This is a genomic window from Aliiruegeria lutimaris, from assembly GCF_900099935.1.
Classification (GTDB): domain Bacteria; phylum Pseudomonadota; class Alphaproteobacteria; order Rhodobacterales; family Rhodobacteraceae; genus Tropicimonas; species Tropicimonas lutimaris.
In genome coordinates this window covers 1-1,536 of the sequence record NZ_FNEK01000180.1, presented here as the reverse complement: position 1 = coordinate 1,536, position 1,536 = coordinate 1, and the positions used below count along the sequence as shown (strand labels likewise).

The following is a 1,536-nucleotide window of genomic DNA, read 5'->3' as shown; positions in this document are numbered from 1 at the left end:
CGATTCCGTTGAAAAACAATGCGCTGCAAGTCAGAAAATTGGCTTCAAAAAACGGTGTGAGCGCCTTTGTTCATGGCGCTTTCGGCAATGCTGCAGGTGCAGGAAGGAGCTTGGCGAGTTTCCTGAGGTTCTGTGCGGTGGCTGCGAGGAGGAATTCATCGTTGGCGCCGTTTGGACCGCGTAGTCGGAGCCGGTTGAGGCCGAGTATCCGCTTCAGATGGGCGAACAGCATCTCGACCTTCTTCCGCAGCTTCATGGCGATCTCGTATTGGTCGGTTTTGGCGAGGTCTCGGGCTGTCTGACGGGCGTCTTCGTGTTCTTCGCGCGTGATGGATCGGAAATCCGCGTTTGGGCAGCAGCGCGCCTTTGAAGGGCAACTCTGGCAGGTCAGTTTCAGCGCGCGATACTTGGCGACGCCCTTGCCGGTCGGCCCGCGATTGGGATCGCAATAGTTGCGGCGCAACTGCTTCAGCGCGTGCCCCTCGGGGCAGACATACTGGTCGTTCTCGGCATCCCATTCGAAGTCGGTGCGGGTCCAGGTACCATCGGGACGACCGGCCTTGTCGATGACCGGGATGTACGGGTCGATCTGGCGGTCGACCAGCCAGCCCAGCATCGGCCCCGACCCGTAGGCCGTATCCGCGATCAACCACTCCGGCACGATACCAAACTTGTCCTCCACGCGGTCGATCATCGTCCGCGTCGATCCGACCTCGGCTTGCCGGATCGACCGCGTTCCTTCGACATCCACGATCACCCCGAAATCCGTGTCGATCAGGTGGTTGTCGGAATAGGAGAAGAATGCCGGACCCTTGCGGGCCGCAGTCCACTGGCTGGCTGGATCGGAATGCGAAGTGAATTTGGGATCCACCTCGCTGGCCGCGCCGAACGCCTCATGATCCAGGACTTCAAGATATTCCCTGACAGCCCGGGGCGCATCGGCAGGATCAATGCTCCGCACGTCCCATTCTTCCTTCGGCGTCGAGTTCTGCTTGTTGGCATCTGCTTCTATCAAGCTGGCATCGACCGCCAGGCGTTGCCCGCTCACCAATCCTTCCTCAATGCATCGCGCGACGACCGTCTCAAACAGGTGGCGCAACAGCTCGCTCTCGCGGAACCGACCGTGGCGGTTCTTCGAGAAGCTCGAATGATCCGGGACCGGGTCAGTCAGGTCGAGCCGACAAAACCACTTGTACGCCAGGTTGAGATGCACCTCCTCGCACAACCGCCGCTCCGACCGGATACCGAAGCAGTAGCCGACGATCAGCATTCGGATCAGCAGCTCGGGATCGATCGAAGGACGTCCGGTGTGGCTGTAGAACGCCGCGATGTGCGAGCGCATGCTGCTCAGGTCGACGAAACGATCGATCGACCGCAGCAGATGGTCTCGGGGTACAGGATCTTCCAGCGAAAAGTCGTAGAACAGCGCACCCTGCGCCTCCTGTCGCGGTCCCATCATCGCCGAAACCTCCTCTCAATTGAGACGATTGAATCAGCGATCACGGCCCAAAACAACGGGAGTTTTTAAACGAAATA

At 59.6% G+C, this 1,536-nt stretch carries 1 protein-coding gene; it reads right to left on the bottom strand.

All coding sequences use genetic code 11. The features are described 5' to 3' along the window. Positions 1 to 70 precede the first annotated feature (70 nt). Positions 71 to 1,459 carry an IS1182 family transposase gene (locus BLR85_RS28255; RefSeq protein WP_093165227.1) on the bottom strand — a complete coding sequence of 463 codons (1,389 nt, stop codon included), beginning with the start codon at positions 1,457 to 1,459 and terminating at the stop codon, positions 71 to 73. Between the last annotated feature and the right edge of the window lie 77 nt (positions 1,460 to 1,536).